The organism is Serratia sp. 1D1416, from assembly GCF_003641105.1.
GTDB lineage: Bacteria > Pseudomonadota > Gammaproteobacteria > Enterobacterales > Enterobacteriaceae > Serratia > Serratia ficaria.
This window is the reverse complement of sequence record NZ_CP032738.1, coordinates 1,086,253-1,111,282: the sequence shown is the minus strand read 5'-3', so window position 1 is coordinate 1,111,282 and position 25,030 is coordinate 1,086,253. Positions and strand designations below refer to the sequence as shown.

The 25,030-nt window shown below is 56.3% G+C and carries 36 protein-coding genes; 34 read left to right on the top strand and 2 right to left on the bottom strand.

Annotated features, from left to right (window positions below):
* Positions 1-83 precede the first annotated feature (83 nt).
* From tauA to tauD, 4 genes are read left to right on the top strand one after another with little or no spacing between them, the layout of a single operon-like run.
* Positions 84-1,079: a taurine ABC transporter substrate-binding protein gene (tauA, locus tag D7I37_RS05425; RefSeq protein WP_061798885.1), complete on the top strand. Its 996-nt coding sequence runs from the start codon at positions 84-86 to the stop codon at positions 1,077-1,079.
* 9 nt (positions 1,080-1,088) lie between these two features.
* The gene (gene tauB, locus D7I37_RS05420) at positions 1,089-1,856 is read left to right on the top strand and encodes a taurine ABC transporter ATP-binding subunit (RefSeq protein ID WP_061798883.1); all 768 of its coding nucleotides are present in this window, start codon (positions 1,089-1,091) and stop codon (positions 1,854-1,856) included.
* Positions 1,853-2,692, top strand: coding sequence for a taurine ABC transporter permease TauC (gene tauC, locus D7I37_RS05415; RefSeq protein WP_061798881.1), 840 nt, complete (start codon positions 1,853-1,855; stop codon positions 2,690-2,692). Before tauB ends, tauC begins: the two co-directional genes overlap by 4 nt.
* The gene (tauD, locus tag D7I37_RS05410) at positions 2,689-3,537 is read left to right on the top strand and encodes a taurine dioxygenase (RefSeq protein WP_061798879.1); all 849 of its coding nucleotides are present in this window, start codon (positions 2,689-2,691) and stop codon (positions 3,535-3,537) included. The genes tauC and tauD overlap by 4 nt, the downstream gene beginning before the upstream one ends.
* A gap of 3 nt (positions 3,538-3,540) precedes the next feature.
* Here tauD and D7I37_RS05405 read toward each other — a convergent pair whose 3' ends face one another.
* Positions 3,541-5,454 (bottom strand): ABC transporter ATP-binding protein, encoded by a 1,914-nt coding sequence (locus D7I37_RS05405; protein ID WP_095099581.1) that lies wholly within the window; start codon positions 5,452-5,454, stop codon positions 3,541-3,543.
* A gap of 129 nt (positions 5,455-5,583) precedes the next feature.
* Between D7I37_RS05405 and kefG the strand changes: the two genes are divergently transcribed.
* The 4 genes from kefG (at position 5,584) to slyD (ending at position 8,862) form a co-directional block, all read left to right on the top strand.
* On the top strand, positions 5,584-6,135 hold the full coding sequence (gene kefG / locus D7I37_RS05400) for a glutathione-regulated potassium-efflux system ancillary protein KefG (protein WP_061799013.1): 552 nt from the start codon (positions 5,584-5,586) through the stop codon (positions 6,133-6,135).
* A gap of 2 nt (positions 6,136-6,137) precedes the next feature.
* On the top strand, positions 6,138-7,946 hold the full coding sequence (gene kefB / locus D7I37_RS05395; protein WP_061798875.1) for a glutathione-regulated potassium-efflux system protein KefB: 1,809 nt from the start codon (positions 6,138-6,140) through the stop codon (positions 7,944-7,946).
* A gap of 14 nt (positions 7,947-7,960) precedes the next feature.
* Positions 7,961-8,164: a YheV family putative zinc ribbon protein gene (locus D7I37_RS05390; RefSeq protein ID WP_061798873.1), complete on the top strand. Its 204-nt coding sequence runs from the start codon at positions 7,961-7,963 to the stop codon at positions 8,162-8,164.
* A 125-nt stretch (positions 8,165-8,289) separates the two neighbouring features.
* On the top strand, positions 8,290-8,862 hold the full coding sequence (gene slyD / locus D7I37_RS05385) for a peptidylprolyl isomerase (protein WP_129543418.1): 573 nt from the start codon (positions 8,290-8,292) through the stop codon (positions 8,860-8,862).
* Positions 8,863-8,919: 57 nt separating this feature from the next.
* Here slyD and D7I37_RS05380 read toward each other — a convergent pair whose 3' ends face one another.
* Positions 8,920-9,147 carry a SlyX family protein gene (locus D7I37_RS05380; protein WP_061798869.1) on the bottom strand — a complete coding sequence of 76 codons (228 nt, stop codon included), beginning with the start codon at positions 9,145-9,147 and terminating at the stop codon, positions 8,920-8,922.
* Positions 9,148-9,504: 357 nt separating this feature from the next.
* Here D7I37_RS05380 and fkpA point away from each other — a divergent pair, with 357 nt between their 5' ends.
* The 26 genes from fkpA to rpsN all read left to right on the top strand — a co-directional run bounded on the left by fkpA (position 9,505) and on the right by rpsN (position 25,015).
* Positions 9,505-10,329: an FKBP-type peptidyl-prolyl cis-trans isomerase gene (gene fkpA / locus D7I37_RS05375; protein WP_061798867.1), complete on the top strand. Its 825-nt coding sequence runs from the start codon at positions 9,505-9,507 to the stop codon at positions 10,327-10,329.
* 387 nt (positions 10,330-10,716) lie between these two features.
* Positions 10,717-11,439: a transcriptional regulator gene (locus D7I37_RS05370; protein WP_061798865.1), complete on the top strand. Its 723-nt coding sequence runs from the start codon at positions 10,717-10,719 to the stop codon at positions 11,437-11,439.
* Positions 11,439-11,828, top strand: a complete 390-nt coding sequence (gene tusD, locus D7I37_RS05365) for a sulfurtransferase complex subunit TusD (protein WP_129543417.1) — start codon at positions 11,439-11,441, stop codon at positions 11,826-11,828. Before D7I37_RS05370 ends, tusD begins: the two co-directional genes overlap by 1 nt.
* Positions 11,829-11,835: 7 nt before the next feature.
* Complete coding sequence (gene tusC / locus D7I37_RS05360; RefSeq protein ID WP_061798860.1) at positions 11,836-12,195, top strand: sulfurtransferase complex subunit TusC; 360 nt, start codon at positions 11,836-11,838, stop codon at positions 12,193-12,195.
* Positions 12,196-12,204: 9 nt separating this feature from the next.
* Positions 12,205-12,492, top strand: a complete 288-nt coding sequence (gene tusB, locus D7I37_RS05355; protein WP_061798859.1) for a sulfurtransferase complex subunit TusB — start codon at positions 12,205-12,207, stop codon at positions 12,490-12,492.
* Positions 12,493-12,635: 143 nt separating this feature from the next.
* Entirely contained in the window at positions 12,636-13,010 is a 375-nt protein-coding gene (rpsL, locus tag D7I37_RS05350) for a 30S ribosomal protein S12 (protein WP_004930426.1), read from the top strand.
* A 96-nt stretch (positions 13,011-13,106) separates the two neighbouring features.
* Positions 13,107-13,577 carry a 30S ribosomal protein S7 gene (gene rpsG, locus D7I37_RS05345; protein ID WP_061798857.1) on the top strand — a complete coding sequence of 157 codons (471 nt, stop codon included), beginning with the start codon at positions 13,107-13,109 and terminating at the stop codon, positions 13,575-13,577.
* A gap of 93 nt (positions 13,578-13,670) precedes the next feature.
* Complete coding sequence (gene fusA, locus D7I37_RS05340; protein ID WP_061798855.1) at positions 13,671-15,785, top strand: elongation factor G; 2,115 nt, start codon at positions 13,671-13,673, stop codon at positions 15,783-15,785.
* Positions 15,786-15,855: 70 nt separating this feature from the next.
* Positions 15,856-17,040, top strand: coding sequence for an elongation factor Tu (gene tuf / locus D7I37_RS05335; RefSeq protein WP_095099556.1), 1,185 nt, complete (start codon positions 15,856-15,858; stop codon positions 17,038-17,040).
* 133 nt (positions 17,041-17,173) lie between these two features.
* The gene (gene bfd / locus D7I37_RS05330; protein WP_071919937.1) at positions 17,174-17,368 is read left to right on the top strand and encodes a bacterioferritin-associated ferredoxin; all 195 of its coding nucleotides are present in this window, start codon (positions 17,174-17,176) and stop codon (positions 17,366-17,368) included.
* Between the two features lie 74 nt (positions 17,369-17,442).
* A complete protein-coding gene (gene bfr, locus D7I37_RS05325) occupies positions 17,443-17,922 on the top strand; it encodes a bacterioferritin (RefSeq protein ID WP_061800456.1) in 480 nt (159 codons plus the stop codon).
* 395 nt (positions 17,923-18,317) lie between these two features.
* Entirely contained in the window at positions 18,318-18,629 is a 312-nt protein-coding gene (gene rpsJ, locus D7I37_RS05320) for a 30S ribosomal protein S10 (protein WP_001181005.1), read from the top strand.
* Positions 18,630-18,661: 32 nt separating this feature from the next.
* A complete protein-coding gene (rplC, locus tag D7I37_RS05315) occupies positions 18,662-19,291 on the top strand; it encodes a 50S ribosomal protein L3 (protein ID WP_095099548.1) in 630 nt (209 codons plus the stop codon).
* A gap of 10 nt (positions 19,292-19,301) precedes the next feature.
* Entirely contained in the window at positions 19,302-19,907 is a 606-nt protein-coding gene (gene rplD / locus D7I37_RS05310; RefSeq protein ID WP_004929779.1) for a 50S ribosomal protein L4, read from the top strand.
* On the top strand, positions 19,904-20,206 hold the full coding sequence (rplW, locus tag D7I37_RS05305; RefSeq protein WP_004951179.1) for a 50S ribosomal protein L23: 303 nt from the start codon (positions 19,904-19,906) through the stop codon (positions 20,204-20,206). The genes rplD and rplW overlap by 4 nt, the downstream gene beginning before the upstream one ends.
* Positions 20,207-20,224: 18 nt before the next feature.
* Entirely contained in the window at positions 20,225-21,049 is an 825-nt protein-coding gene (rplB, locus tag D7I37_RS05300) for a 50S ribosomal protein L2 (protein WP_073970394.1), read from the top strand.
* A gap of 14 nt (positions 21,050-21,063) precedes the next feature.
* Entirely contained in the window at positions 21,064-21,342 is a 279-nt protein-coding gene (gene rpsS, locus D7I37_RS05295; protein ID WP_004929772.1) for a 30S ribosomal protein S19, read from the top strand.
* A gap of 14 nt (positions 21,343-21,356) precedes the next feature.
* A complete protein-coding gene (rplV, locus tag D7I37_RS05290; protein ID WP_002223844.1) occupies positions 21,357-21,689 on the top strand; it encodes a 50S ribosomal protein L22 in 333 nt (110 codons plus the stop codon).
* Positions 21,690-21,706: 17 nt separating this feature from the next.
* A complete protein-coding gene (gene rpsC, locus D7I37_RS05285; protein ID WP_004956187.1) occupies positions 21,707-22,405 on the top strand; it encodes a 30S ribosomal protein S3 in 699 nt (232 codons plus the stop codon).
* Positions 22,406-22,417: 12 nt separating this feature from the next.
* The gene (rplP, locus tag D7I37_RS05280) at positions 22,418-22,828 is read left to right on the top strand and encodes a 50S ribosomal protein L16 (RefSeq protein ID WP_004951171.1); all 411 of its coding nucleotides are present in this window, start codon (positions 22,418-22,420) and stop codon (positions 22,826-22,828) included.
* Positions 22,828-23,019 carry a 50S ribosomal protein L29 gene (rpmC, locus tag D7I37_RS05275; RefSeq protein WP_004956182.1) on the top strand — a complete coding sequence of 64 codons (192 nt, stop codon included), beginning with the start codon at positions 22,828-22,830 and terminating at the stop codon, positions 23,017-23,019. The genes rplP and rpmC overlap by 1 nt, the downstream gene beginning before the upstream one ends.
* On the top strand, positions 23,020-23,274 hold the full coding sequence (gene rpsQ / locus D7I37_RS05270) for a 30S ribosomal protein S17 (protein ID WP_061800460.1): 255 nt from the start codon (positions 23,020-23,022) through the stop codon (positions 23,272-23,274). It abuts the gene before it with no gap.
* Between the two features lie 171 nt (positions 23,275-23,445).
* Entirely contained in the window at positions 23,446-23,817 is a 372-nt protein-coding gene (gene rplN, locus D7I37_RS05265; protein WP_000613954.1) for a 50S ribosomal protein L14, read from the top strand.
* A gap of 10 nt (positions 23,818-23,827) precedes the next feature.
* Positions 23,828-24,142 (top strand): 50S ribosomal protein L24, encoded by a 315-nt coding sequence (rplX, locus tag D7I37_RS05260; protein ID WP_061800463.1) that lies wholly within the window; start codon positions 23,828-23,830, stop codon positions 24,140-24,142.
* 14 nt (positions 24,143-24,156) lie between these two features.
* The gene (rplE, locus tag D7I37_RS05255; protein ID WP_061800465.1) at positions 24,157-24,696 is read left to right on the top strand and encodes a 50S ribosomal protein L5; all 540 of its coding nucleotides are present in this window, start codon (positions 24,157-24,159) and stop codon (positions 24,694-24,696) included.
* A 13-nt stretch (positions 24,697-24,709) separates the two neighbouring features.
* Positions 24,710-25,015, top strand: coding sequence for a 30S ribosomal protein S14 (gene rpsN / locus D7I37_RS05250; RefSeq protein WP_037425862.1), 306 nt, complete (start codon positions 24,710-24,712; stop codon positions 25,013-25,015).
* The last annotated feature ends 15 nt before the right edge of the window (positions 25,016-25,030 follow it).

The following is a 25,030-nucleotide window of genomic DNA, read 5'->3' as shown; positions in this document are numbered from 1 at the left end:
AGACTTTTTTATTCTTTTATCGCCCGCCACCGCTCGGATAAAACTGTCAGCAACTGAACAGACTTTTATCAACGGAGCGGAACATGGCGGGCAAACTCTTTTCCTTACGCAGCGCGGCGCTGCTGGTGTTGTCGCTCAGCGCGGCCAGCGCCTACGCGGTGGACGTGACCGTGGCGTACCAGACCTCGGCGGAGCCCGCCAAGGTGGCGCAGGCGGAAAACAGCTTCGCCAAAAGATCCGGCGCCACCGTCGACTGGCGCAAATTCGACAGCGGCTCCAGCGTGCTGCGCGCGCTGGCTTCCGGTGACGTGCAGATCGGCAACATCGGCTCCAGCCCGTTGGCGGTCGCCGCCAGCCAGAAGCTCCCCATCGAAGTGTTTCTCATCGCCTCGCAGCTCGGCAGCTCCGAGGCGCTGGTGGTGAAGAACGACATCAAGAGCCCGAAAGATCTGATCGGCAAGCGCATCGCGGTGCCGTTCATCTCCACCACCCATTACAGCCTGCTGGCCTCGCTCAAGCACTGGGGCATCAAACCCGAACAGGTGAAAATCCTTAACCTGCAGCCGCCGGCCATCGCCGCCGCCTGGCAGCGCGGCGATATCGACGGCGCGTACGTCTGGGCGCCGGTCGTTAACGAGCTGGCCAAGCAGGGCAAGGTGCTGACCGACTCCGAACAGGTGGGGCAATGGGGTTCGCCGACGCTGGACGTGTGGGTGGTGCGCAAAGACTTCGCCGATAAGCATCCCGAAGTGGTGACCGCCTTCGCCGCCAGCGCCCTGCAGGCGCAAAAAGCCTATCTGGCGGAGCCGGAAAAATGGTTGAAGGATCAGGGCAACCTCAGCACCCTGGCGCGCCTGAGCGGCGTGCCCGAGGCGCAGGTGCCGGAACTGGTGAAGGGCAACCGCTATCTGCCGGTGGCGGATCAGATAACCCAGCTTGGCCAGCCGGTGGACAAGGCCATTCGCGACACCGCCGAATTCCTTAAACAGCAGGGCAAAATCCCGCAGGTCGACGGCGATTACAGCGCCTATGTGACCGACCGCTTTGTGAAACAGGTGCAGGCTGCGCCGCAGTCGTAAGGAAGCCGGATGCTAAACGTTAACCATCTTTCGGCAGAGTATCAGGGGCGTCCCGCGCTGCGCGACGTCTCGTTCCAGATAGCCCCCGGGCAGCTGGTGGTGGTGCTCGGCCCGTCGGGCTGCGGCAAAACCACGCTGCTGAATTTGATCGCCGGGTTTATTGAGCCATCAGCCGGCAGCATCCGGCTGGATGGAACGCCGGTTAACGGCCCGGGGGCCGAACGGGGCGTGGTGTTCCAGCATGAGGGTTTACTGCCGTGGCGCAACGTGGCGGATAACGTCGAATTCGGCTTGCAGCTGGCCGGCGTGGGCAAAGCGCAGCGCCGCCAGGTAGCGCAGCAGATGCTGCAGCGCGTGGGGCTGGCCGGCTACGAACAACACTTTATCTGGCAGCTCTCCGGCGGCATGCGCCAGCGCGTCGGCATCGCCCGCGCGCTGGCGGCCGATCCGCGCCTGCTGCTGCTGGACGAACCCTTCGGCGCGCTGGACGCCTTCACCCGCGAACAGATGCAGGAGCTGTTGCTGACCATCTGGCGCGACACCGGCAAGCAGGTGTTGCTGATCACCCACGACATCGAAGAGGCGGTATTCCTCGCCAGCGAGCTGCTGCTGCTTTCGCCGGGGCCGGGGCAGGTAGTGGAGCGGTTGGCGCTGAACTTCGGCCGGCGCTACGCCGACGGCGAACCCTGCCGTGCGATCAAGTCCGATCCTGAATTTATCGCGCAGCGCGAATACGTGCTGGGCAAAGTCTTCCAACAGCGCGAGGCATTGCCATGAGCCTGCATTCTACCCTGAAGCGCGCGGCGCAGCAGCCGCAGGCCGGGACCGCGCGCCGTTTCAGCCTGCCGCGCAACGTTTGGCTGAGCGGTGCCACCCTGCTGACGGTGCTGGCCATCTGGTGGGGCGTGACCGCGCTGAACCTGATCAGCCCGCTGTTTTTACCGGCGCCGCAGCAGGTGTTGCATCAATTAATCACTATCGCCAGCCCGCAGGGCTTTATGGACGCCACCCTGTGGCAGCATTTGGCGGCCAGCCTGGGGCGCATTCTGGTGGCGCTGCTGGCGGCGGTGATCGTCGGCGTTCCGGTGGGCATCGCCATGGGGCTGAACGACAGGGTGCGCGGCATTCTCGACCCGCTGATTGAAATTTACCGCCCGGTGCCGCCGCTGGCCTATCTGCCGTTGATGGTGATCTGGTTCGGCATTGGCGAAACATCGAAAATACTGTTGATTTATCTGGCCATTTTCGCGCCGGTGACGCTTTCCGCGGTAGCGGGGGTGCGCAGCGTGGCGCAGGTGCGAGTGCGCGCGGCGCGCGCGCTGGGCGCCAACCGCTGGCAGCTGTTGCGTTTCGTGGTGCTGCCGAGCGCGCTGCCGGAGATCCTGACCGGCATCCGTATCGGGCTGGGCGTCGGCTGGTCGACGCTGGTGGCCGCCGAACTGATCGCCGCCACGCGCGGCCTGGGATTTATGGTGCAATCCGCCGGTGAGTTTCTGGCGACCGACGTGGTGCTGGCCGGCATCGGCGTGATTGCGATTATTGCATTTGGGCTGGAGCTGGGGCTGCGCGCCCTGCAGCGCCGATTGACCCCCTGGCATGGAGTACAGCAATGAACGAACGTCTGAGTATCACCCCGCTGGGGCCTTATATCGGCGCGCTGGTGGATAATGTGGCGCTGGCGCGGCCATTGGGCGACGGCCAGTTCGAGCAGCTGTACCATGCGCTGCTGAAGCACCAGGTGCTGTTCTTCCGCAATCAGCCGATCACGCCGCTGCAGCAGCGCGATCTGGCCGGCCGCTTCGGCGATCTGCATATTCACCCGGTTTACCCGCACGCCACCGACGTGGAAGAGATCATCGTGCTGGACACCCACGACGACAACCCGCCGGATAACGACAACTGGCACACCGACGTGACCTTTATCGAAAATCCGCCGCAGGGGGCGATCCTGGCGGCCAAAACGCTGCCCGCCACCGGCGGCGACACGCTGTGGGCCAGCGGCATCGCCGCGTACGAGGCGCTGTCCGCCCCCTTCAGAACGCTGTTGGCCGGATTGCGGGCCGAGCACGACTTCACCAAGTCGTTCCCGGAACACAAGCACCGCGGCAGTGAAGAAGAGCTTCAGCGCTGGCGGCTGGCGGTGCAGAAGAACCCGCCGCTGCTGCATCCGGTGGTGCGTACCCATCCGGTCAGCGGGCGGCAGGCGCTGTTCGTCAACGAAGGTTTCACCACGCGGATTGTCGATCTGGCGCCGAAGGAGAGCGATGCGCTGCTCAATTTCCTGTTCGCCCATATCACCAAACCGGAGTTTCAGGTGCGCTGGCGCTGGCAGGAGAATGACGTGGCGATCTGGGATAACCGCGTGACGCAGCATTACGCCAACGCGGATTACCTGCCGCAGCGGCGCATTATGCACCGTGCGACTATCTTGGGGGACAAACCTTTTTACAAGGCGTAACGCTTAGGACTCAAACGCCTGCGTTAACTGTTCCAGCTGTTCCTGCGCGTCCAGCCAGGTCATTTCCGTCTCTTCCAGCGCGGATTTGGCCTGGCTTTGTTGTTGCAGGCATTCGGTCAGCTCGGCCTTGCGGCCGATGTCGTACAGCGCCGAATCCGCCAGCTTCTCCTCTATCGCCGCCAGTTCGGCGCCCAGTTTTTCCATCTGCTGTTCCAGCTTGGCGATCTGCTTGCGCAGCGGCTGGGTCTGGGTGCGGAATTCGGCCTCGCGCCGTTTCTGATCTTTGCGCGCCTGCGCGCTGTTGCCGTTGTTTTCCTTCTCCGGCGCATCCTGCTGGCTCTCCTGACGTTGCAGCTCGATCAGCCATTGCTGGTAGTCGTCCAGGTCACCCTCGAACGCCTCCACCTGGCCGTCGTGCACCAGGTACAGATCGTCGGTGGTGGAACGCAGCAGGTGACGGTCGTGCGAGACCACCACCAGCGCGCCTTCGAAGTCGATCAGCGCTTCGGTCAGCGCCTGGCGCATATCGAGATCCAGGTGGTTGGTCGGTTCGTCGAGCAGCAGCAGGTTAGGGCGCTGCCAGACGATCAACGCCAGCACCAGCCGGGCTTTTTCGCCGCCGGAAAAGCGTTCGGTCTGCTCGGTGACCTTGTCGCCCTGGAAGCCGAAGCCGCCCAGGTAATCGCGCAGCTGCTGTTCCAGCACCCGGGGGGCGATGCGGCTCAGGTGCTGCAGCGGCGACTCGTCTGCGCGCAGGAACTCCAGCTGATGCTGGGCGAAGTAGCCCAGCTTGATGCCCTTCGCCAGGCCAATCTCGCCGCTCAGCGGTTCCAGCGTGCCGGCCAGCAGCTTGATCAGCGTCGACTTGCCAGCGCCGTTGCGGCCGAGCAGGCCGATGCGCGAGCCGGGCACCAGGTTGAGCTTGATCGACTTCAGGATCACCTTGTCGCCATAGCCGGCGCTGACCTTCTCCATGCGCAGCAGCGGATTCGGCAGGCTCTCCGGCGCGCGGAAGCTGAAGGTGAACGGGTTGTCGACGTGGGCCGGGGCGATCAGCTCCATGCGCTCCAGCATCTTGATGCGGCTCTGCGCCTGTTTGGCCTTGGTGGCCTGGGCGCGGAAGCGGTCGATGTAGCTCTGCAGATGCGCCACTTTCTCCTGCTGGTGCTGATACAGCGACTGTTGCTGCGCCAGCTTGGTGGCGCGCTGGCGCTCGAACGAGGAGTAGTTGCCGGTGTATTCGTTCATCGCCTGCTGCTCGATATGCAGGATCTTGTCGACGATCGGATCGAGGAAGTCGCGGTCGTGCGAGATCAGCACCAGCGTGCCCGGGTAGTTTTTCAGCCAGCGTTCCAGCCAGATCACAGCATCGAGATCCAGGTGGTTGGTCGGTTCGTCGAGCAGCAGCAGGTCCGAGCGGCACACCAGCGCCTGCGCCAGGTTGAGACGCATGCGCCAGCCGCCCGAGAAGGCGCGCACCGGGCTTTGCAGCTGCTCATTGGAGAAGCCGAGGCCGTGCAGCAGGCTGGCGGCGCGGGCGCGGATGGTCCAGGCGTCGATGGCGTCCAGCTTGCCGTGCAGCGTGGCGATGGCGTGGCCGTCGTTTTGCTCGTTCGCCAGCTGCAACTCGGCTTCCAGCTGGCGGAACTCGCGGTCGCCGTCGATAACATACTCGATCGCCGGCACCTCCAGCGCCGGCGTCTCCTGGTTGACCCAGGCCAGCGCCCAGTTGCCGGGGAAGGTATAGCTGCCGCCGTCCGCGGCGATTTCGCCCTTCAGCAGCGCCAGCAGCGTCGATTTGCCGCAGCCGTTCTTGCCCACCAGGCCGACCTTCTGACCTGGATTAACCGTCGCCGTGGCGTTGTCCAGCAGGACGCGGGTGCCGCGTCGGATTTGTAGCGAGGAGAATACAATCATAAAGCGCCGTATGTTCAGAGTATGTTAAATTATCATTAAGGTAACAGCGCCGATTGAGCGCGCTGTTTTTGTCTTTGCGCTGCATGGTAACGGAAAACCGCTACCCTGACGACGCTTTGGAGGGGAATGATGTCGCAGCCGCCCAAGGTCCTGCTGCTGTATGCCCATCCGGAATCCCATGACTCGGTGGCTAACCGGGTTTTGCTTCGACCGGCGCAGCAGTTGGAACATGTCACCGTGCACGATTTATACGCGCACTATCCTGACTTTTTTATCGATATTCACCACGAACAACAGCTGCTGCGTGACCATCAGGTCATTGTTTTTCAACATCCTCTTTATACTTACAGCTGCCCGGCGCTGCTGAAAGAGTGGCTGGATCGCGTGCTGTCGCGCGGCTTCGCCAGCGGCGTGGGCGGCAATGCGCTGGCGGGCAAGTATTGGCGCTCGGTGATCACCACCGGCGAACCGGAGGGCGCCTACCGCACCGGCGGTTATAACCGTTATCCGATGGAGGATATCCTGCGCCCGTTCGAACTGACCGCTGCCATGTGCCACATGCACTGGCTGACGCCGATCCTGGTGTACTGGGCGCGCCGGCAAAAGCCGGAGGTGCTGAAAAGCCATGCCGACGCCTATGGCGACTGGCTGCGTAACCCGCTGCCGCACGGAGGGCGCTAATCATGGAAGGCTCGACCTTACTCACCGCCATTCTGTTGTTTCTGTTCGCCGCCGTGGTGACGGTGCCGATCGCCCGGCGGCTGGGTATCGGCGCGGTGCTGGGCTACCTGATCGCCGGTATCGCCATCGGCCCCTGGGGATTGGGTTTCATTCGCGACGTCGATGAAATTCTGCACTTCTCCGAACTCGGGGTGGTATTCCTGATGTTCATCATCGGGCTGGAGCTGAACCCCAGCAAGCTGTGGGAACTGCGCCGCTCGATCTTCGGCGTCGGCGCCGGCCAGGTGTTGCTCAGCGCAGCGGTGCTGGGCGGGTTGCTGTATCTGACGCAGTTCGCCTGGCAGGCGGCGGTGATCGGCGGTATCGGCCTGGCGATGTCTTCCACCGCCATGGCGCTGCAGCTGATGCGCGAGAAGGGCATGAACCGCAACGAAGGCGGCCAGCTGGGCTTCTCGGTATTGCTGTTCCAGGATATGGCGGTGATCCCGGCCCTGGCGCTGATCCCTATTCTGGCGGGCGCCGGCGGCAGCAGCGACGACTGGGCGAAGATAGCGCTCAAGGTGGCGGCGTTCGGCGGCATGTTGATCGGCGGCCGCTTCCTGCTGCGGCCGCTGTTTCGCTATATCGCCGCTTCCGGCGTGCGCGAGATCTTCACCGCCGCCGCACTGCTGGTGGTATTGGGCGCGGCGCTGTTTATGGACGCGCTCGGCCTGTCGATGGCGCTTGGCACCTTCATTGCCGGCGTATTGCTGGCGGAGAGCGAGTATCGCCACGAGCTGGAGATTTCGATTGAGCCGTTCAAAGGCCTGCTGCTGGGGCTGTTCTTTATCTCGGTGGGCATGGCGCTGAATATCGGCGTACTCTATACCCATCTGGCCGAAGTGCTGATTGGCGTGCTGCTGCTGGTGGCCATCAAGTCCGGGGTGCTCTATACGCTGTCGCGCATTTTCGGCCTGCGCAGCTCGGTGCGTTTGCAGTTTGCCGGCGTGCTCAGCCAGGGCGGCGAGTTCGCTTTCGTGCTGTTCTCGGCGGCGGGTGCGCAGAAGGTGCTGCAGCCTGACCAGCTTTCCCTGCTGTTGGTGGTGGTGACGCTGTCGATGATGACCACGCCGCTGCTGATGCAGATTATCGACCGCATTCTGGCGCGCCGTTACAACGCCAAAGACGAAGACGAAGAAACGCCTTACGTCGAAGATGACGATCCGCAGGTGATCATCGTCGGTTTCGGGCGCTTTGGCCAGGTGATAGGCCGCCTGCTGATGGCCAACAAAATGCGCATTACCGTGCTGGAGCGCGACGTTAGCGCCGTCGGCGTGCTGCGGCGCTATGGCTACAAGGTGTACTACGGCGACGCCACCGAGCTGGAGCTGCTGCGCGCGGCGGGGGCCGAGAAGGCCAGGTCGATCGTGATCACCTGCAACGAGCCGGAAGATACCCTGGAGATCGTGCGTTTGTGCCAGCAGCACTTCCCGAATCTGAGCATTCTGGCGCGCGCGCGCGGTCGCGTTGAGGCGCATGAGCTGCTGCAGGCCGGGGTGAAGCAGTTCAGCCGCGAAACCTTCTCCAGCGCGCTGGAGCTGGGGCGCAAGGCGCTGATGGAGCTGGGCATGCATCCGCATCAGGCCTATCGCGCCCAGCAGCATTTCCGCCGGCTGGACATGCGCATGCTGCGCGAACTGATGCCCCCGCATCAGGGCGACGTGGCGCAAATTTCCCGCGTGAAAGAGGCGCGGCGCGAACTGGAAGAACTTTTCCATCGCGAAATGCAAAAAGAGAGTCGCCAGTTCGACGGCTGGGACGAATACGAATAAGCGGGAGCACAGAGATGTCTGTAACACGTAAAAGGTTTATCGCCGGCGCGGTATGCCCGAGCTGTAACGCTATGGATACGTTGGCGGTTTGGCGCGAAGATCAGGTCGAAGTGGTGGAGTGCGTCAAGTGCGGTCACCATCAGCGGCAGACCGAAAAGCAGGTGGAAAAACACGTTCGGCCGCAGGAACAGGTGATCGGTATTTTCCATCCGGAGTAGCGTTATCCGGCGCGTTTTTTTATGCTGAAGGGTACAGCGGGGCAGATTTCCGATACAATCTGTCCGGAAAAGGCGCGGCTCTGGTTTGCAGGCTCGCGTCCAAGTATCCAACGGTAGGAGATATCATGAAAGTAGCAAAAGACTTGGTGGTCAGCCTGGCTTACCAAGTACGTACAGAAGACGGTGTTTTGGTTGATGAGTCTCCGGTGAGTGCACCGCTGGACTATCTGCACGGGCATGGTTCTCTGATCGCAGGTCTGGAAAAAGCGCTCGAAGGCCACGAAGCCGGCGATCGCTTTGACGTGAACGTTGGCGCTAACGATGCGTACGGCAACTACGACGAAAACCTGGTGCAGCGCGTTCCTAAAGACGTCTTCATGGGCGTTGACGAACTGCAGGTTGGCATGCGTTTCCTGGCTGATACCGATCAGGGCCCGGTTCCGGTTGAAATCACCGAAGTTGACGGCGACCACGTGGTGGTCGATGGCAACCACATGCTGGCCGGCCAGAACCTGAACTTCAACGTGGAAGTTGTCGCGATCCGCGAAGCGACCGCAGAAGAGCTGGCGCACGGTCACGTACACGGCGAGCACGATCATCACCACGAACACGGCGACGGCTGCTGCGGCGGCCACGATCATGACCACGACCACGGCCAGAAAGGCGGTTGCGGTAACGGCGGTTGCGGCTGCCACTAAGCGCGGCGCAGTAACTGCAAAAAAGGGCGGCCATCGGCTGCCCTTTTTTATCGGCGCTCAGTAGTGCGGCGGCGGCGTTTCTTCCGACTGCGAGGCGATCATCGAGGTTTGGGTCGAACGCAGCTTGTCGGTCAGCATGCGCAGGTGTTCGCGCATCTTCAACATCTCCATTTGATGCTGAACTACGGTCTGGTTGAGCTCTTCGATGGTGAGCTCCTGAAAAGCCTGACGGCTCTCCAGCTCTTCAAGCCGCTGTAGCAGGCTTTGGGTGTCGGCGTTGTGCATGAGGCTACCTCTGACGCGGTTAAATCCTGATTCCGGCGCTATGTTAACAGCTGCCGCCGGGTTTGCCTGCGCTATTTGATCGAGCGGGGAACAAGGCGCGGATAAACTGTGTAAAGCGCTGAAAAGTCACGCGCCGGGCGCGGCGGTTTTTGCTGGCGTTGTCGGATGAGCGGCAAGAAAAATCTGATTTATCATACGGGTAGCACGTTTAAGGAAACTTCTCCGTAAAGCAGGAGTCACACTTTGACTCGATTGGTTACCTGTGCGACTGTTTTGTTTGCTTTCAGGCAGCTATAGTAGCCCGGTTATCTTACTTAATGATTGTTTGGGGCACCGCTTCAGACACTGGAGAAATGGATGAAATCTTTGTTTAAAGTCACGCTTCTGGCAACCACCATGGCTTTTGCTCTGAATGCGACCCAGGTCATGGCCGCCGATGCCGCCAAGCCAGCTGACGCTGCAGCCGCTGCGCCAAGCACCGGAAAATTCAAGAACGATGACGAGCAAGCGGCTTACGCGCTGGGCGCTTCTCTGGGCCGTTACATGGACAACTCTCTGAAAGAGCAAGAGAAGTTGGGCATCAAACTGGACAAGGATCAGCTGATTTCCGGCGTTCAGGATGCGTTCGCCAACAAGAGCAAGCTGAACGACGCGGACATCGAAAAGACCCTGCAGGGTTTCGAAGCGCGCGTGAAGGCTTCCGCTCAGGCGAAGATGGAGCAGGACGCCAAAGACAACGAAGCCAAAGGCGCCAAGTATCGTGACACCTTCGCCAAAGAAAAAGGCGTGAAGAAAACCGAATCCGGCCTGCTGTATCAGGTAGAGAAACCTGGTGCCGGTGAAGCGCCGAAAGACAGTGATACCGTGGTGGTCAACTACAAAGGCACCCTGACCGACGGCACCGAGTTCGACAACTCGTACACCCGCGGCGAGCCGCTGTCATTCCGTCTGGACGGCGTGATCCCGGGCTGGACCGAAGGCCTGAAACACATCAAGAAAGGCGGCAAGATCAAGCTGGTCATCCCACCGGCGCTGGCCTACGGTAAAACCGGCGTTCCGGGCATCCCGGCTAACTCTACCCTGGTGTTCGACGTTGAACTGCTGGACGTGAAAGCGGCGCCGAAAGCCGACGCCAAGGCTGAGAAGCCCGCTGCCGCTGCGGCAGACGCCAAAGCGAAATAAGGCCGAGCTTTTGCCTGCCACCGCCGCGAATGCCCTTCGCGGCGGTTTTCATTTCCGCCCACCGCAGCCCCCTTCCCATTGATCGCTTGACGCCTGCCGGGCATCGGGCTTAACGTCAATACCACGCGCAAACGCAAGGACTTTACTCTGGCAGTTTTGCTAGACTAATAATCCGGACTTATGAGTCATGCGCCTGCCCCTTAGGGCGTGTACCTAAAACTGCTCCCGGCCATCTTGGCCCGCGGAGGCTCGCCGTGCCGTTTCATGCTGATAACCGCCTGTTATCCTGCGGGATGCCTGACGGCGTGCCGCCTGCGGAAAAAAGCCTGCCCGAGCTGTTTTAGCTGCGCCCCCTGGCACAGGCGATCTATGAGGGTGGTATTTTCGATGTCTAATTCGCTTTTATCCAGCGAAGCCAGCGAACTTGATTTGCTGAATGAACGTCCGTTTAGCCAGACGGATCATGAAATCCTGAAGTCGTATGAAGCGGTGGTCGACGGCCTGGCGATGCTGATTGGCGGCCACTGCGAGATAGTGCTGCACGCGCTGGAAGATTTGAACTGCTCGGCGGTGCGCATCGCCAACGGCGAACATACCGGGCGCAAGATAGGCTCGCCGATCACCGACCTGGCGTTGCGCATGCTGCACGACATGGCCGGCGACGACAGCAGCGTGTCGAAGGCCTATTTCACTCGCGCCAAAAGCGGCGTGCTGATGAAGTCGGTGACCATCGCCATCCGCAACCGCGAGCAGCGGGTGATCGGCCTGCTGTGCATCAACATGAACCTCGATGTGCCGTTCTCCCAAATCATGCAGACCTTTATGCCGCCGGAAACGCAGGAGGTGCCTTCTTCGGTGAATTTCGCCTCCTCCGTAGACGATCTGGTGGCGCAAACGCTGGAGTTCACCATCGAAGAGGTGAATGCCGATCGCAACGTTTCCAACAACGCCAAAAATCGGCAGGTGGTGCTCAATCTCTATGAGAAGGGCATCTTCGATATCAAGGATGCGATCAACCAGGTGGCCGATCGTCTGAACATCTCCAAGCACACCGTCTATCTGTACATTCGCCAGTTCAAAAGCGGCGATCTGCTGGGAAGCGACCGTTGATGCTCGATTACTGTTTGCTGGTCACCGGGCCGGCCTACGGCACCCAGCAGGCCAGCAGCGCCTATCAGTTCGCGCAGGCGCTGTTGACCAGGGGGCACCGGCTCTCCAGCGTATTTTTCTATCGCGAAGGGGTGCTGAACGCCAACCGGTTGACCGCCCCCGCCGGCGACGAGTTCGACTTGGTGCGCGGCTGGGTGCAACTGGCGCAGCAGCATGGCGTTGCGCTCAATGTCTGCGTGGCCGCGGCGCTGCGACGCGGCGTGACCGACGAGCAGGAGGCGGCCCAGCTGGGGCTGGCCGGTGCCAACCTGCAGCCCGGTTTCACCCTGAGCGGGCTGGGCTCGTTGGCCGAGGCCTCGCTGCGCTGCGATCGCCTGATGCAGTTCTGAGGACATGATGAAACGAGTCGCTTTTGTGTTTACCCACGGGCCGCACGGCAACGCCGGCGGCAGGGAAGGGCTGGACGCCTTGCTCGCCACCTCGGCGTTAAGTGAAGATCTGGGCGTGTTTTTTATCGGCGACGGCGTGTTGCAGCTGCTGCCCGGCCAGCAGCCGGAAAAAATTCTGGCGCGCAATTACATCGCCACCTTTGGCGTGCTGCCGCTGTATGACGTCGAGCAATGCTATCTGTGCCAGGCTTCGCTGCAGGAGCGCGGCCTGAGCCAGGTGAAGGATTGGGTGCTGGACGCCGAGGTGCTGGCGCCGGACGAATTGCGCCGCGCGCTGGCCGGTTTTGATGCGGTGATGACCTTTTAGGAATTTTTGATGCTGTATACCCTGAGCCATGCTCCCTCGCAATGCGATTTACCCGCGCTGCTGCGCCTGACGGCGGAAGGCGACGCCCTGCTGTTGCTGCAGGACGGCGTGCTGGCAGGCCTGGCCGGCGGCGCGCATCTTGAATTGCTGCTCAGCGCCCCCATATCCCTGTATGCGCTGCAGGACGACCTGGAAGCCAGAGGGCTGGCTGGTCATTTTTCACACAAGATAGCCGTCGTCGGCTATAATCACTTCGTTGAATTAACCGAAAAACATCGCAGCCAAATGGCCTGGTGATGAGAGTGATGTTGTATATTTCTTGACACCTCTACTGGTCAGCCATAAAATTCTGCGTCCTCGTACTTTGCCAGTAGTGCATACGAGGGGATTTATCACATGTTTACGAAGCTAGTACGAAGCAAAAACCAGGAGCTTTTTTAATGGCAACAATTAATCAGCTGGTTCGCAAACCACGCTCTGTGAAGGCTGCTAAAAGCAACGTTCCAGCGCTGGAAGCTTGCCCGCAGAAACGTGGCGTATGTACCCGCGTATATACCACCACCCCGAAAAAACCAAACTCCGCACTGCGTAAAGTTTGCCGTGTGCGTTTGACCAACGGTTTCGAAGTGACTTCCTACATCGGTGGTGAAGGTCACAACCTGCAGGAACACTCCGTGATCCTGATCCGTGGCGGTCGTGTTAAAGACCTGCCAGGTGTGCGTTACCACACCGTCCGTGGTGCACTTGACTGCTCCGGTGTTAAAGACCGTAAGCAAGCTCGTTCCAAGTACGGCGTGAAGAAGCCAAAGGCTTAATGGTTCTCCGTTAAGTAAGGCCAAACATTTTCACTTTAATGTCAAAATAAACTCGTAGAGTTTTGGACAATCCTGAATTAACAACGGAGTATTTCCATGCCACGTCGTCGCGTAATCGGCCAACGTAAAATCCTGCCAGATCCTAAGTTCGGATCCGAGCTGTTGGCCAAATTTGTAAATATCCTGATGGTAGACGGTAAAAAATCTACTGCAGAAGCAATCGTCTATACCGCGCTGGAGACCCTGGCTCAGCGTTCTGGTAAAGAGCACCTGGAAGCTTTCGAAGTAGCTCTCGACAACGTTCGCCCGACTGTAGAAGTTAAGTCTCGCCGCGTTGGTGGTTCTACTTATCAGGTACCAGTTGAAGTCCGCCCGGTCCGTCGTAATGCTCTGGCAATGCGTTGGATCGTTGATGCTGCACGTAAACGCGGTGATAAATCCATGGCTCTGCGCCTGGCGAACGAGCTGTCTGACGCAGCAGAGAACAAAGGTTCTGCTGTTAAGAAGCGTGAAGACGTTCACCGTATGGCCGAAGCCAACAAGGCGTTCGCCCACTACCGCTGGTAATTGCCACGCAGTAGTTATGCTAACCAAGCGGGCGCGTCAAGCCAACCCGCTTGGGTTAACCGAACTTGAACGCCCTAGGAATAGAGGAATCAAATGGCTCGTACAACACCCATTGAGCGCTATCGTAACATCGGTATCAGTGCTCACATCGACGCCGGTAAAACCACCACTACCGAACGTATTCTGTTCTACACCGGTGTAAACCACAAAATCGGTGAAGTTCATGACGGCGCTGCCACCATGGACTGGATGGAACAGGAGCAGGAGCGTGGTATTACCATCACTTCTGCAGCGACTACTGCCTTCTGGTCTGGTATGGCCAAGCAGTTTGAACCGCACCGCGTAAACATCATCGACACCCCGGGACACGTTGACTTCACCATCGAAGTAGAACGTTCCATGCGTGTTCTTGATGGTGCGGTAATGGTTTACTGTGCTGTTGGTGGTGTTCAGCCACAGTCTGAAACTGTATGGCGTCAGGCTAACAAATACAAAGTTCCACGCATCGCGTTCGTTAACAAAATGGACCGCATGGGTGCCAACTTCCTGAAAGTTGTTGGTCAGATCAAATCTCGTCTGGGCGCTAACCCGGTTCCACTGCAGCTGGCTATCGGCGCAGAAGAGAAATTCACCGGCGTTATCGACCTGGTGAAAATGAAAGCCATCAACTGGAACGAAGCTGATGCAGGCGTGACCTTCGAATACGAAGAGATCCCGGCTGACATGCAAGAGCTGGCCGCAGAATGGCGCCAGAACCTGGTTGAATCGGCAGCTGAAGCTTCTGATGAACTGATGGACAAGTACTTGGGCGGCGAAGAGCTGACCGAGGAAGAAATCAAGACCTCTCTGCGTCAGCGCGTGCTGAACAACGAAATCATCTTGGTTACCTGTGGTTCCGCCTTTAAAAACAAAGGCGTGCAGGCAATGCTGGATGCGGTAATTGATTACCTGCCATCCCCGGTTGACGTACCTGCGATCAACGGCATCCTGGACGACGGTAAAGATACCCCGGCTGAGCGTCACGCTAGCGATGATGAGCCATTTGCTGCACTGGCCTTCAAAATTGCTACCGACCCGTTCGTGGGTAACCTGACCTTCTTCCGCGTGTACTCCGGTATCGTTAACTCCGGCGACACCGTGCTGAACTCCGTTAAGGCGGCGCGTGAGCGTCTGGGCCGTATCGTTCAGATGCACGCTAACAAGCGTGAAGAGATCAAAGAAGTTCGCGCAGGCGACATCGCTGCGGCTATCGGTCTGAAAGACGTGACTACCGGTGACACCCTGTGTGATCCAAACCACGTGATCATTCTGGAGCGCATGGAATTCCCTGAGCCGGTGATCTCCGTTGCAGTTGAACCAAAAACCAAAGCTGACCAGGAAAAAATGGGTCTGGCTCTGGGCCGTCTGGCGAAGGAAGACCCATCATTCCGCGTATGGACTGACGAAGAATCAGGTCAGACCATCATCGCAGGTATGGGTGAGCTTCACCTGGACATCCTGGTTGACCGCATGAAGCGTGAATTCAACGTAGAAGCTAACGTGGGTAAACCTCAGGTTGCTTACCGTGAAGCGATTCGCGCCAAAGTTACCGATATCGAAGGTAAACACGCCAAGCAGTCTGGTGGTCGTGGTCAGTATGGTCATGTTGTTATCGACATGTACCCACTGGAGCCGGGCTCAAATGCGAAAGGCTACGAGTTCGTCAATGACATCAAAGGCGGTGTGATCCCAACGGAATACATCCCTGCCATTGATAAAGGCCTCCAGGAGCAGATGAAGTCTGGTCCACTGGCCGGTTACCCGGTAGTTGATCTCGGTGTGCGTCTGCATTTCGGTTCTTTCCACGATGTTGACTCCTCCGAATTGGCGTTTAAACTGGCCGCGTCTATCGCCTTTAAAGATGGCTTTAAGAAAGCGAAACCTGTTTTGCTTGAGCCGATCATGAAGGTTGAAGTTGAAACGCCGGAAGAGAACACTGGTGACGTCATCGGTGACCTTAGCCGTCGTCGTGGTCAACTGAAAGGTCAGGAATCCAACGCTACCGGCGTTCAGATTCACGCTGAAGTTCCGTTGTCCGAGATGTTCGGCTACGCAACTCAACTGCGTTCTCTGACCAAAGGCCGTGCTTCTTACTCCATGGAGTTCCTGAAGTACGATGATGCGCCGAACAACGTCGCTCAGGCCGTTATTGAAGCCCGTGGTAAATAAGCTTTCGGGTTTAACACATTGATCAGTGCTCTCTCCATGAGGGGGGAGCATAAGAGTAAGGAATATAGCCGTGTCTAAAGAAAAATTTGAACGTTCCAAACCGCACGTTAACGTTGGTACTATCGGCCACGTTGACCACGGTAAAACTACCCTGACTGCAGCGATCACCACCGTTCTGGCTAAAACCTACGGCGGTTCTGCACGTGCTTTCGACCAGATCGATAACGCGCCAGAAGAAAAAGCTCGTGGTATCACCATCAACACTTCCCACGTTGAGTATGACACCCCGACTCGCCACTACGCGCACGTTGACTGCCCAGGGCACGCCGACTACGTTAAAAACATGATCACCGGTGCTGCTCAGATGGACGGCGCTATCCTGGTTGTTGCTGCGACTGACGGCCCAATGCCTCAGACCCGTGAGCACATCCTGCTGGGTCGTCAGGTTGGCGTTCCTTTCATCATCGTATTCATGAACAAATGCGACATGGTTGATGATGAAGAGCTGCTGGAACTGGTAGAAATGGAAGTTCGCGAACTGCTGTCCGCTTACGACTTCCCTGGCGATGACCTGCCGGTAGTTCGCGGTTCCGCGCTGAAAGCGCTGGAAGGCGAAGCCGAGTGGGAAGCTAAAATCATCGAGCTGGCTGGCCACCTGGATACTTACATCCCAGAACCAGAGCGCGCTATCGACAAGCCGTTCCTGCTGCCAATCGAAGACGTATTCTCCATCTCCGGTCGTGGTACCGTGGTTACCGGTCGTGTTGAGCGCGGTATCATCAAAGTTGGCGAAGAAGTTGAAATCGTTGGTATCAAAGACACCGTTAAGTCTACTTGTACCGGCGTTGAAATGTTCCGCAAACTGCTGGACGAAGGCCGTGCCGGTGAGAACGTAGGTGTTCTGCTGCGTGGTATCAAGCGTGAAGACATCGAACGTGGTCAGGTTCTGGCTAAACCAGGTTCCATCAAGCCACACACCAAATTCGACTCAGAAGTTTACATCCTGAGCAAAGAAGAAGGTGGTCGTCACACTCCATTCTTCAAAGGCTACCGTCCACAGTTCTACTTCCGTACTACTGACGTGACCGGTACCATCGAACTGCCAGAAGGCGTTGAGATGGTAATGCCTGGCGACAACGTGAACATGGTTGTTACCCTGATTCACCCAATCGCGATGGACGACGGTCTGCGTTTCGCAATCCGTGAAGGCGGCCGTACTGTAGGCGCTGGTGTTGTTGCTAAAGTTATCGCTTAATCGCGTATAATTTTTCGACACAATAAAGAGGGCACTTCGGTGCCCTTTTTTTATGCAATTCGTATAAATCTTAATTGAAATAAAAAGCATTCTTATTTAGACTCAGAATATTGGTTAAGAAGTGAGTCTCTCTATGTATGTATGTCTGTGTAATGCCGTGACTGACAAAGCGATCCGCAAGGCCGTGCGTCAGCACAATCCTCATACCATGAAGCAGCTGCGTGAATTAGTGCCGATTGGTACCGACTGTGGAAAATGCATTCGTCAGGCAAGACAAATTATGGTGGAGGAACGCGGAACCATTATTCCGATGCACGAAGTTGCCTAACAAAAGGTAGGGTTATTTTTTGACTCTTGGCCTACAGGTTCTACACTTTTAGAACCGGTCAGGAGGATTTACCTATGAAAGGCGATAAAAAGATCATTGCTCACCTCAACAAGCTGCTTGGAAACGAGCTGGTTGCCATCAATCAATATTTCCTGCACGCCCGCATGTTCAAGAATTGGGGTTTAATGCGCCTCAACGACAAGGAATATCACGAGTCGATCGACGAAATGAAACATGCCGATCGCTACATCGAGCGCATTCTGTTTCTGGAAGGTCTGCCTAATCTGCAGGACCTCGGCAAGCTGAACATCGGCGAGGACATCGAAGAGATGCTGCGCTCCGATCTGGCTTTGGAGCTCGACGGCGCCAAGAACCTGCGCGAAGGTATCGCCTATGCTGATTCCATTCACGATTACGTCAGCCGCGACCTGATGATAGAAATCCTGGCCGATGAGGAAGAGCACATCGACTGGCTGGAAACCGAACTGGATCTGATTGCGCGGCTGGGTATCCAAAATTACGCCCAGGCCCAGATCCTGGAACGCAAAGACTGACATTATCGCTTTTACCTACGCCGATGACTCTTCTGCCGGCGGCCGCATGGCATGTGCGGCGGGGCAGGGGAGCCCCGCCCGCATCGCTCCGTGCATAAACCATTCCTTTTCGCGCGTTCTGCCGCGTTGAATTCCCCTCTTCATTAAAAGTGGCGATATCCTGAGCATATTTCCAACTGCGGCTTGCTTCCTGGCTCATTTTGCGTATAATGCGCGGGCTTACCTAATCTTGGTAAGCCTGATTTTAGCGAATCAGTCGATTGGCAGGCCGTTTTTGCCTTTCGAACAATACTCCCGATATGGGGGTTATATGTTGACGATTACACTCCCCCATCAATCGAAATGGGTGTGAGGAGTAATTATTTACGTTTATAAATAATTGGAGCTCTGGTCTCATGCAGAACCAAAGAATCCGTATCCGCCTGAAAGCGTTTGATCATCGTCTGATCGATCAATCAACCGCGGAAATCGTCGAGACTGCTAAGCGCACTGGTGCGCAAGTCCGTGGTCCGATCCCGCTGCCAACTCGCAAAGAGCGCTTTACCGTTCTGATCTCTCCGCACGTTAACAAAGACGCGCGCGATCAGTACGAGATTCGCACTCACAAGCGTCTGGTTGACATCGTTGAGCCAACCGAGAAAACCGTTGATGCTCTGATGCGTCTGGATCTGGCTGCCGGTGTAGACGTGCAGATCAGCCTGGGTTAATCAGGTCATTGAGCGATTGAGAGGTTGAAACAATGATTGGTTTAGTCGGTAAAAAAGTGGGCATGACTCGTATCTTCACTGAAGATGGCGTTTCTATCCCAGTAACCGTGATTGAAATTGAAGCGAACCGCGTGACTCAGGTTAAAGACCTGGCGAACGACGGATACCGTGCCATTCAGGTCACTACCGGTAGCAAAAAAGCTAACCGTGTGACCAAACCGGAAGCGGGTCATTTCGCTAAAGCTGGCGTTGAAGCTGGCCGTGGTCTGTGGGAATTCCGCCTTGAAGAAGGTCAAGAGTTCGCTGCAGGTCAAGAAATCAGCGTAGAAATCTTCGCTGACGTTAAAAAAGTCGATGTTACCGGTACTTCTAAAGGTAAAGGTTTTGCTGGCACTGTAAAGCGCTGGAACTTCCGTACCCAAGACGCTACCCACGGTAACTCCTTGTCTCACCGCGTTCCGGGTTCTATCGGTCAGAACCAGACTCCGGGCAAAGTGTTCAAAGGCAAGAAAATGGCTGGCCACCTGGGTGACGAGCGTGTAACCGTTCAAAGCCTGGACGTAGTACGTGTTGACGCTGAGCGCAACCTGCTGCTGGTTAAGGGTGCTGTACCGGGCGCAACCGGTGGCAACCTGATCGTTAAACCAGCTGTGAAGGCGTAAGGGGATAGCAATGGAATTAGTATTGAAAGACGCGCAAAGCGCGCTGACTGTTTCCGAAACTACCTTCGGTCGTGATTTCAACGAAGCGCTGGTACACCAGGTTGTTGTTGCTTATGCAGCAGGTGCCCGTCAAGGTACCCGTGCTCAGAAGACCCGTGCTGAAGTGACTGGTTCCGGCAAAAAGCCATGGCGTCAGAAAGGTACCGGCCGTGCGCGTTCAGGTTCTGTAAAGAGCCCGATCTGGCGTTCCGGTGGTGTGACCTTCGCTGCCAAGCCACAGGACCACAGTCAGAAAGTAAACAAAAAGATGTACCGCGGCGCGCTGAAAAGCATCCTGTCCGAACTGGTACGTCAAGATCGTCTGATCGTTGTCGAGAAGTTCTCTGTAGAAGCGCCTAAAACTAAGCTGCTGGCACAGAAACTGAAAGATATGGCTCTGGAAGACGTGCTGATCGTGACCGGTGAACTGGATGAGAATCTGTTCCTGGCAGCTCGCAACCTGTACAAGGTTGACGTGCGCGATGTAGCAGGTATCGATCCGGTTAGCCTGATCGCCTTCGACAAAGTGGTTATGACTGCTGATGCTGTGAAGCAAGTTGAGGAGATGCTGGCATGATCCGTGAAGAACGTTTGCTGAAAGTGCTGCGTGCACCGCACGTATCTGAAAAAGCATCCGCTGCGATGGAAAAAAGCAACACCATCGTACTCAAAGTTGCCAAAGACGCGACCAAAGCAGAAATCAAAGCTGCAGTGCAGAAACTGTTTGAAGTCGAAGTCGAAGACGTGAACACCCTGGTAGTTAAAGGGAAAGTGAAACGTCACGGTCAGCGTGTTGGTCGTCGTAGCGACTGGAAAAAAGCTTACGTCACCCTGAAAGAAGGCCAGAATCTGGACTTCATCGGCGGCGCAGAGTAAGTCGGAGGAGTAAGAACAATGGCAATTGTTAAATGTAAACCTACATCTCCGGGTCGTCGCCACGTTGTTAAAGTGGTTAACCCTGAGCTGCACAAGGGTAAACCTTATGCCCCGCTGCTGGAAAAACTGAGCAAAAGCGGTGGTCGTAACAACAATGGCCGTATCACCACCCGTCATATCGGTGGTGGCCACAAGCAACATTATCGTCTGGTTGACTTCAAGCGCAACAAAGACGGTATCCCTGCTGTGGTTGAGCGTCTGGAGTACGATCCGAACCGTTCCGCGAACATCGCGCTGGTTCTGTACAAAGACGGCGAACGCCGTTACATCCTGGCGCCGAAAGGCCTGAAAGCTGGTGACCAGATTCAATCTGGCGTTGATGCTGCAATCAAAACGGGTAACACCCTGCCGATGCGTAACATCCCAGTTGGTTCAACGGTTCACAACGTAGAAATGAAACCAGGTAAAGGCGGCCAGATGGCTCGTTCAGCCGGTGCCTACGTTCAGATCGTTGCTCGTGATGGTTCCTACGTAACTCTGCGTCTGCGCTCAGGCGAAATGCGTAAAGTTCCAGTTGATTGCCGCGCCACCCTGGGTGAAGTCGGTAACGCTGAACATATGCTTCGCGTTCTGGGTAAAGCAGGTGCTGCACGTTGGCGTGGTGTTCGTCCTACCGTTCGCGGTACGGCGATGAACCCGGTAGATCACCCGCACGGTGGTGGTGAAGGTCGTAACTTTGGTAAGCACCCGGTAACTCCGTGGGGCGTTCAGACCAAAGGTAAGAAGACCCGTAGCAACAAGCGTACTGATAAGTTCATCGTACGTCGCCGTAGCAAAAAATAATTAGAGGATAAGCCATGCCACGTTCTCTCAAGAAAGGTCCTTTTATTGACCTGCACTTGCTGAAGAAGGTAGAGAAAGCGGTGGAAAGCGGTGACAAGAAGCCTTTGCGCACTTGGTCCCGTCGTTCAACGATCTTTCCTAACATGATCGGTTTGACCATCGCTGTCCATAATGGTCGTCAGCACGTACCAGTGTTCGTTTCCGATGAAATGGTCGGTCACAAACTGGGTGAATTCGCGCCGACTCGTACTTATCGCGGCCATGCGGCTGATAAAAAAGCTAAAAAGCGCTAAGGTAGGAGGAAGAGATGGAAACTATCGCTAAACATCGCCACGCTCGTTCTTCTGCTCAGAAGGTTCGCCTTGTTGCAGACCTGATCCGCGGTAAGAAAGTGTCGCAAGCTCTGGAAACTCTGACCTACACCAACAAGAAAGCTGCTGGTCTGGTTAAGAAAGTGCTGGAGTCTGCCATTGCTAACGCAGAACACAACGATGGCGCTGACATCGATGATCTGAAAGTCACGAAAATCTTCGTAGACGAAGGCCCAAGCATGAAGCGCATTATGCCGCGTGCGAAAGGTCGTGCAGATCGCATCCTGAAGCGCACCAGCCACATTACTGTGGTTGTGTCCGATCGCTGAGACTCTGGAGACTAGCAATGGGTCAGAAAGTACATCCTAATGGTATTCGCCTGGGTATTGTCAAACCTTGGAACTCTACTTGGTATGCGAATACCAAAGAATTCGCTGACAACCTGGACAGCGACTTTAAAGTTCGTCAATTCCTGACTAAGGAACTGGCGAAAGCTTCCGTTTCTCGCATCGTTATCGAGCGTCCTGCGAAGAGCATCCGTGTGACTATTCACACTGCTCGTCCAGGCATCGTTATCGGCAAGAAAGGTGAAGATGTCGAAAAACTGCGTAAGGTCGTAGCGGATATCGCTGGCGTTCCTGCACAGATTAACATCGCCGAAGTCCGTAAACCGGAACTCGACGCTAAATTGGTTGCTGACAGCATCACTTCCCAGCTGGAACGTCGCGTTATGTTCCGTCGTGCTATGAAGCGTGCTGTACAGAACGCAATGCGTCTTGGCGCTAAAGGTATCAAAGTTGAAGTAAGCGGCCGTCTTGGCGGTGCTGAAATCGCGCGTACCGAATGGTACCGTGAAGGTCGTGTTCCGTTGCACACACTGCGTGCGGACATCGATTACAACACATCTGAAGCGCACACCACTTATGGTGTAATCGGCGTTAAGGTATGGATCTTCAAAGGTGAGATCCTGGGTGGTATGGCTGCAGTTGAACAACCGGAACCGGCTGCTCAACCTAAAAAGCAGCAGCGTAAAGGCCGCAAGTAAGGAGAGTCGCTGATGTTACAACCAAAGCGTACAAAATTCCGTAAGATGCACAAGGGCCGCAACCGTGGTCTGGCGCAGGGTACGGATGTTAGCTTCGGCACTTTCGGTCTGAAAGCTGTTGGCCGTGGCCGTCTGACTGCTCGTCAAATCGAAGCAGCTCGTCGTGCAATGACTCGTGCAGTTAAGCGTCAAGGTAAGATCTGGATCCGTGTATTCCCGGACAAACCGATCACCGAGAAGCCGCTGGAAGTGCGTATGGGTAAAGGTAAGGGTAACGTGGAGTATTGGGTTGCCCTGATCCAGCCTGGTAAGGTCCTGTACGAAATGGACGGCGTGCCAGAAGAGGTTGCCCGCGAGGCATTCAAACTGGCAGCAGCGAAACTGCCGATCAAAACCACCTTTGTAACTAAGACGGTGATGTAATGAAAGCACAAGAGCTGCGTGAAAAAAGCGTTGAAGAGCTGAACACTGAGCTGCTCAACCTGCTGCGTGAGCAATTCAACTTGCGCATGCAGGCGGCCAGTGGCCAACTGCAACAAACTCACCTGTTGAAACAAGTGCGTCGTGACGTCGCACGCGTTAAGACTTTACTGACTGAAAAGGCGGGTGTGTAAATGACTGATATTATCCGTACTCTGCAGGGTCGTGTTATTAGTGACAAAATGGAGAAATCCCTGGTTGTCGCTATCGAGCGCACGGTGAAGCACCCGATCTACGGGAAATTCATCAAGCGTACGACCAAGCTGCACGTACATGACGAGAACAACGAATGTGGTATCGGCGACGTGGTGGAAATCCGCGAATGCCGCCCACTGTCCAAGACTAAGTCCTGGACGTTGGTTCGCGTTGTAGAGAAAGCGATTCTGTAATAGAGTAGCTGGCTCTCACCTAATAAACGGCTCAGAAAATGAGCCGTTTATTTTTTCTACCCATACTCTGGAAGCGGTGTTATAATGCTGCGCCCTCGGTTATGGGGCTTTTCAACGACCTGAAAATTACTTAGGTCTTAAAGTAGTAGTTGACATTAGCGGAGCACTAAAATGATCCAAGAACAGACTATGCTGAACGTCGCCGACAACTCCGGTGCACGTCGCGTAATGTGTATCAAGGTTCTAGGTGGCTCGCACCGTCGCTACGCAGGCGTCGGCGACATCATCAAAATTACCATCAAGGAAGCAATTCCTCGCGGTAAGGTGAAGAAAGGCGATGTGCTGAAGGCGGTAGTGGTGCGCACCAAGAAGGGTGTACGTCGCCCGGACGGTTCTGTCATTCGCTTCGATGGTAATGCATGCGTTATTTTAAACAATAACAGCGAGCAGCCTATCGGTACGCGTATTTTTGGGCCGGTAACTCGTGAACTGCGTAATGAGAAGTTCATGAAAATTATCTCTCTGGCACCAGAAGTACTCTAAGGAGCGAACCATGGCAGCGAAAATCCGTCGTGATGACGAAGTTATCGTGCTTACCGGGAAAGACAAAGGTAAACGCGGTAAAGTAAAAAATGTCCTGTCTGCTGGCAAGGTCATTGTTGAAGGTATCAACCTGGTTAAGAAACATCAGAAGCCGGTTCCGGCCCTGAACCAACCAGGCGGCATTGTTGAAAAAGAAGCTGCAATTCAGGTTTCTAACATTGCTCTCTTCAACGCGGCTACCGGTAAGGCTGACCGTGTAGGCTTTAGATTCGAAGACGGCAAAAAAGTCCGTTTCTTCAAGTCTAACAGCGAAACTATCAAGTAATTTGGAGTAATACGATGGCGAAACTGCATGATTACTACAAAGACGAGGTAGTCAAACAACTGATGTCTCAGTTTGATTACAACTCTGTCATGCAAGTCCCTCGGGTCGAGAAGATCACCCTGAACATGGGTGTTGGTGAAGCGATCGCTGACAAGAAACTGCTGGATAACGCAGCAGCTGACCTGACAGCAATCTCCGGTCAAAAACCGCTGATCACCAAAGCCCGCAAATCTGTTGCAGGCTTCAAAATCCGCCAGGGCTATCCGATCGGCTGTAAAGTAACTCTGCGTGGCGAACGCATGTGGGAGTTCTTTGAGCGTCTGATTTCCATTGCTGTTCCACGTATCCGTGACTTCCGTGGCCTGTCCGCCAAGTCATTCGATGGCCGTGGTAACTACAGCATGGGTGTGCGCGAGCAAATCATCTTCCCAGAAATCGACTACGACAAAGTCGATCGCGTTCGTGGTTTGGATATTACCATTACCACTACTGCGAAATCTGATGATGAAGGCCGCGCGCTGTTGGCTGCTTTTAACTTCCCGTTCCGCAAGTAAGGCAGGGTTACTGATGGCTAAGCAATCAATGAAAGCACGCGAAGTCGTTCGCGTGAAACTGGCTGACAAGTACCGCGCTAAACGCGAGGAATTGAAAGCTATCATTTCTGGTGTGAACTCTTCCGACGAAGATCGTTGGGATGCTGTTCTCAAGCTGCAAACTCTGCCGCGTGATTCCAGCCCGTCTCGTCAGCGTAAACGCTGCCGCCAAACTGGCCGTCCACATGGTTATGTGGGCAAATTCGGGTTGAGCCGTATCAAGCTACGTGAAGCCGCTATGCGCGGTGAAGTACCAGGCTTGAAAAAGGCTAGCTGGTAATTACCAATTGAATCA